This is a genomic window from Empedobacter sp. UBA5987, from assembly GCF_002429865.1.
Lineage (GTDB): Bacteria > Bacteroidota > Bacteroidia > Flavobacteriales > Weeksellaceae > Empedobacter > Empedobacter falsenii_B.
Genome location: NZ_DJBB01000012.1, coordinates 105,720 through 111,719, shown reverse-complemented (window position 1 = coordinate 111,719; position 6,000 = coordinate 105,720). Strand labels below are relative to the sequence as shown.

The window sequence follows — 6,000 nt, the reverse complement described above, 5'->3', positions numbered from 1 at the left end:
CAAATCCTCTCGGTATTTGCGGTTGCAAAGGTAATACTTATTTTTTTAACTAACAAAATTTTATTTTAAAAAATTTAAAGTTTTTATTTCAATAAGTCAATTTACTTCGCAGCAAAATCACTCTCGTTATTTGCGGTCGCAAAGGTAAAACTTATTTCTAATTCAACAAAATTTATTTTTAAAAATTTTGTCGCTTGTTTTACTTTATGTCAACTACAATACTACTCGTCTTTCGTATTGGGATTGCAAATATACAACCCATTTTTCCGAACTTCCAAACACATTTTACATTTATTTTACTTTATATCCCTAACTAACTGTTATGACGGGAAATATTTTTTGAGAATTTTAGATTTGAGAAACTAGATAGTAGATTTTAGACCCGAAAACATCGTTTTTACTACACAAAATGATTAGATGTTTTGTTTTTATTACTTATAAATAAAAGTAAAATGTCTACTTTGTGGTTAACGACTCGGGAAAAGTTCCGATATTCATTAATAAAGTCGAGCTAAACTTTAGCTATATAATATATGATAGTTCTAATTACAGGTTCCTCAACAGGTTTTTACCTTCTCCCCTTCTGGCAAGAAGGAAGATTAGTTGTTAGTGGTAGTTTTTATTCATCGTTCCAATGTAGCTCAATTCTTTATTTTTTTTGTCTAACTGAAATAAAAATTGGAGTTGTACAACAGTTACCCTTGTTACATGCTGGCGCTTTTATAGAAATCTAATTTGTAAGTTCAGTTTGAAATAAAGTTTATCATTTTCTTTATAAATACTTCCGAAATCGTGTCTTGAACTACTTGCAGTTTCAAATTTTGTATTTGAATAAAGATAATCCTCAAATTCGTTTCGGTTGTAAATGTGATAACACAAAACTTCTCCATCTTCTTTTACGACTAAATATCCACCAGTTGCATCAAGTTGTCCAGTCCAGACTTTTGACGGCATCATTCCAAGTGCAATATCTGTTATAAATCGCTTGAATTTATACGTGTAAAAAGGATGATTATTCTCCAAATTAAAGTTTAAAGGATTTGTTTCAGAAACTGAATTTATTAATTCGATAGTTTTTGATAAACTTGAAGTAAAGAATTTTTTAAGTGTTTCCGAAACGATTTTGGGTAATGCAGAATCAACCAGAATTAAATTATTTCCAAAAATAGAACTTTCCGTTTTAATAAAATTTAAAGAACCACCTAACGAATAAATTTCTTCAATTCTATCTTTTATTTTACTTCTTGTATCAATTGAATTTATCAAATTGATTTGTTCTTCAGATAAGTTTATGTTTTCAATTTCGTAAATGAAATTAGTAGTTTTTCCAGCATTTAGTAAAGTAGAAGCTCCACCTAATTGTGATTTTATACTAAATCCTAATTCGGGATTCGTTCCAGTTCTTTGGTCGTGAATAACAATTTTAATATCGCTTTTAACTGAAGATTTAGCTTTAATTGATTGACTTTGATATGAATTAATAAATGTTTCAATTTGAGGAATTGAAAAAGTAGCATTTGTTTTTTCTTTTAACTTTTGTAAAAGTAAACTTGCATTTTCTTGAAAATTAGAGATTGAGATTCTAAATTCCTCTTCTCCATTTTTAATTAAAACAATATCGTTTTCATATGAAAACACGAAAGTTCCATTTGACTCATCTCTTAAAACTTTAATAATTGGAAATATTAATGATTCAATTTTATTTAAATCACTATCTCCAGCAAATAATTGTTTATCAGCAATAATTTTAAGAAGCGCATAAACTTCGCTCCATTCACCCTTATTTCCTGTTATCATTTAGTTTTCAGCATTAGTTTAATAATTTCGTTTGCAGTTGCTTGAATAGCTGGTACGGCAACGGAGTTACCGAACTGCTTGTAAGCAGATGCGTCAGCAACTGGAATAATGTAATTATCTGGAAAACCTTGTAATCTTGCCCATTCTCTTGGAGTCATTTTTCGGATTCCTTCTCGATTTACCTCACCTTTAATTTTGGTTGTTGGAGTGAAATCAGTAATTCTATGGTCTAAAACTAAATTTCTTTCACGTCCCATTCCGCCACAAACAACAGCGTTAGCTGTTTGATTATCTTTTATAATTTCGTAACCAAACCCGTTTCCTTTATTTTCGTGTCTTGCTTTGTGATTTACAAGAGTTTGAAGATATTGAGTTGAAAGATAATATTTTGTTTCAACTACATTTTCTTCCTTCACGTCTGCAAAAGTTGAGTTTTGATTTGTTGGTTTTGGATAGCTGAAATTATCAATGCACAAATCTGGATGAAAACCAACAATATAAATACGTTCTCTATTTTGTGGAACTCCAAAATCTTTAGCGTTTACTATTTGAGGTTCTGGAACAAAATATCCTAAGTCGTTACGTAAAACATTTAAAATCGTTTCTAAAGTTTTTCCTTTGTCATGACTTCTTAAACCTTTCACGTTTTCTAAAAAGAATGCTTTTGGTTGTTTACGTTTGATGATTTCAGCAACATCAAAAAATAATGTTCCTCTTGTATCTTCAAATCCTCCACGTTTTCCAGCGATTGAAAATGCTTGACAAGGAAAACCAGCACAAAGTACATCAAAACCGTCTGGAATATATTGTTTTGTTTCTTCTTTTGTAATATCACCAAACGGAGTTTCTCCAAAATTGGCACGATATGTTTTTTGCGCTTGTTTGTCCCATTCGCTAGTAAATACACATTTCCCGCCAAGATTTTGTAAAGCCAAACGGAAACCACCAATTCCAGCAAATAAATCAATAAATTTGAATTTTGGTTTCTCAACTGGTTGGAATGGTACGTTTTCGTTATTGAAAAGTTCTAATTGAAAATTCTTTTCGGAAAAGTAATTTGTATAATCTTCTGAAACGTAATTTTTTAGAATTTCATTTGTATATTCAATAGCATCACTTTTATAAAATTGTGACACTCCGTTTTTATTGTTATGGAGATAATGAGTTATCACAGCATCTTTCACGTCAAAATTAATGATAGGATTTTTCCTATCATTTCTAATTTTATCAAGTGATATTTTTTCCAAAACTTTCATTAATTCAATTTCTCTATAATTGATTGCAATTTACAAAAAATAACCGATGATTTTAAGATTAGGGATTTATGCGTAAAGTTTGGATGCGCTTGCATGTAACGGGCCGCATATTGCCGAAGGCGGGGAAATCGAAGCCTAAAGTTTCGATTTTGCACCGAGGCGAGCCATAACGAATTTTTGTGAGTTAAATTTAAAAAACAAAAACGAATTTTATTCGTTTTTGGCGGAGATAGAAGTACGAACTTTGAATTTAGCACTTTAACCCCGCATTTTGCCAAACCCTTGTGCTTGTTGCACAACTCAAAAATAAAAAAAAATTCGGATCTTGTTGTATGCAAGGACGAAAAGAATTTACCCCACAATTATTTTACGAACTAAGCTTAGAGCGGTTAGTTCAACCGATAACTTTTATCGCCGTGTAAATCAAGCATTAGATTTACATTTTTTGTACAAATCCACTCAAAAATATTACGGCACTCAAGGTCAAGAAAGTATTCACAAACCATTGTACGATAAAATGCACGAAAAACTCACCAAAAACAAAGCGTATCACCGCAGATTAGTAAAGCGTCGAAGTGCTACAGTAGAACCCGTTTTAGGAACGTTGATTAACTTTTTTAACCTAAAACGAATCAACAGCAGAGGAATGTCACAAGCCAATAAACACGTTTTGATGTCAAGTTTATCTTACAACTTGAAGAAATACCTGCGCTTTATTTTCAAAACCCCGAGTGTTTTAGCCCAAGTTGTTTCCCTAAAACAAGGGAAATACAGCTTTTTACAAAAGTACTCCTTCACGACTTAAAAAATGCGTTTTTAAGCAAACCTAATATTACAATTTAGCATATTTCTTTAAAAACAAACCTCACTTAAAATGGCTTAAACGAGGTCAAATATTTTAAATTTTTATAAAAATTGGAGTTGTGCAACAGTTACCCTTGTTAGCCGTAGTTTTTTATTTTTCTAGTTTTGTTTTTAGCGATTCTAACAGTCGTTTTTCAAAATCTCCAATGATACTTTTCGCCCAAAAGTTGGCATAAAAATTCATTTTCGATTCAATTTTATAGTCGCAATTAAGAATTATCTTCGTTTTTGTTTCAGAAATATATTCAAGTGAGTAATTGATGTTTTCAAAATTGAAATAATTACTTTTAAGTAAATGCTGATCGGTTGGTGTTTCTCTTAATTGAGATTTGGACAGATCTATTTTGAAATTGACAAATTCATTTTCTTTAATTTCTGATACATATTCATAAAGTTTCAAGTCATCTGTAAAATGTCCAATTCTGTACATTTGATTTTCGTTTGTCAAAATTTCTGAATTGACAGGTCGTGGAATACCAATTTTTTGATAAAATCCATTCTTGTATTCATCATCAGATATTGTTGGAACTGACAATAAATTAGGGAATATTTCGGCTTTATTTTTATTAATTATTATTTCAGATGAAACGCTGTAAACTTCTTCTTTATTCGGAATTAAGTTTTCAATTGGATTTAACAATAGTGGAATTAAAATAATTGAATAAAGTTTTTTATCTTTTATTCTGTCTTTGACGAAAGCACCAAGCAAAAGACCAATTACTCCAGCAACCAGTAAAAAAGGAAGTCCAATAATTAACAAACACACTAAATCTTCAATTCTTGTAATTAATGCTGCAATTAAAAATAGAATAATGGTAATAATTGGATAGAAGAATAATTTAGCTTTTGATTTGTAAATTTCATTTGAGGAGAAAAGTATCGGAAATAAACCAATAACTATTGGAGTTACCCAAAGAAAACTAATACTGTAAATATTGTAATAATCTTCAAAAATTTCGTTGTCTCCTAAAATTCGAATTATCAGTCCGTAAATTACACCTAAGAATATGCCTAAATATTGAGATTTCTGTTTCATACGGGATTTTGGTAAAATTACGGCTAACTCTCAAATATACGCAACTTTCTATAAAAACCAAATAAAAAGTAAAATAGACGCTATTTACTGAAAGTGAGTAAATTAAATAAGCTAATTAATTGCGTATTTAGAATTGTTTATGGATTTTTTTTATGTGATTTTAAATTCAAATAAAGTTTTACATTAACAAATAAGAGTATTCTGAAATTATAATTGGCCATAAAAACATATAAAAATCGAGTGAATTTTCTTTTATATTTTTTAGACTATCAAACATATTTTTCCAACCTTGAGTTCCAGTCAATATTGAAATGAAAGTAAAATACCCTACGATACTTAAAAATAGAACTAATATTTTTAGTCATAATTTTGATTTAAGTTTCGTGAAAAATCAGCTACATCCTCAAGCTTACTCGCTACTTAAAGGCAGGATGAAGGCAGGATAAAGGCAACATAGTGGCAGTAGAGAGGCAGTAGAGTGTATACAATACTTTTTTTGGATGGTTGGAGTTGAACAAAAAAATGGTGGCTCATTGCGCGCGAGGTTTATATTTTCACTGCATGGAATGATTAGGCGGTGACGATTTGCTGAATCAAGCAAATGGGCAGCGGCTACTTTTGGGTTATGGACTCGGGAAAGGTTTCGCGAAGCGAAATAAATTAGTAAAAAAAAGAAAGGCTACCCAAAATGGATAACCTTATTACTTGTTATATTCTTATTCTGAAAAATTATTTATATAACCGAGTACGTATCATAGGATTGGAAATTGTACTACAATTTTTTAATTTTTATTTTAAAATATTGTGTATCTCCATAAGTACATCCTTGACATTTAGTAACTACTTTTAAATATAAACTATCTACAGCACTATATTCTGATTATAATTTTTTTTTTATTGAATTGAACAAATATAAACTATATAAATCAATCATTTATGCTCTCTCTCTTTAAAAGATGCATTTTTTAGATACTCAACTTGCTGACAAACAACAGCTTACCTATTTTTTTCAAAAAAAACTGAATCATTAAATCGATTTGAATAAAC

3 protein-coding genes and 1 pseudogene are annotated in these 6,000 nt (G+C 29.9%); 1 reads left to right on the top strand and 3 read right to left on the bottom strand.

The window, feature by feature from the left end; translation table 11 throughout:
* Positions 1-720 precede the first annotated feature (720 nt).
* Positions 721-1,797, bottom strand: coding sequence for an HpaII family restriction endonuclease (locus B3J26_RS01855; protein WP_180905261.1), 1,077 nt, complete (start codon positions 1,795-1,797; stop codon positions 721-723).
* Positions 1,794-3,053 (bottom strand): DNA cytosine methyltransferase, encoded by a 1,260-nt coding sequence (locus B3J26_RS01850; RefSeq protein WP_180905262.1) that lies wholly within the window; start codon positions 3,051-3,053, stop codon positions 1,794-1,796. The genes B3J26_RS01855 and B3J26_RS01850 overlap by 4 nt, the downstream gene beginning before the upstream one ends.
* A gap of 484 nt (positions 3,054-3,537) precedes the next feature.
* Here B3J26_RS01850 and B3J26_RS01845 point away from each other — a divergent pair.
* Positions 3,538-3,858, top strand: a pseudogene (locus tag B3J26_RS01845) (transposase); the annotation flags it as partial.
* A 150-nt stretch (positions 3,859-4,008) separates the two neighbouring features.
* Here B3J26_RS01845 and B3J26_RS01840 read toward each other — a convergent pair.
* The gene (locus B3J26_RS01840; protein WP_171623951.1) at positions 4,009-4,953 is read right to left on the bottom strand and encodes a hypothetical protein; all 945 of its coding nucleotides are present in this window, start codon (positions 4,951-4,953) and stop codon (positions 4,009-4,011) included.
* Positions 4,954-6,000 lie beyond the last annotated feature (1,047 nt).

Excerpts from the sequence above, each read along its gene's own strand:
- B3J26_RS01850 (WP_180905262.1), bottom strand. The coding sequence starts at position 3,053 with ATGAAAGTTTTGGAAAAAATATCACTTGATAAAATTAGAAATGATAGG.
- B3J26_RS01840 (WP_171623951.1), bottom strand. The coding sequence starts at position 4,953 with ATGAAACAGAAATCTCAATATTTAGGCATATTCTTAGGTGTAATTTAC.
- B3J26_RS01855 (WP_180905261.1), bottom strand. The coding sequence starts at position 1,797 with ATGATAACAGGAAATAAGGGTGAATGGAGCGAAGTTTATGCGCTTCTT.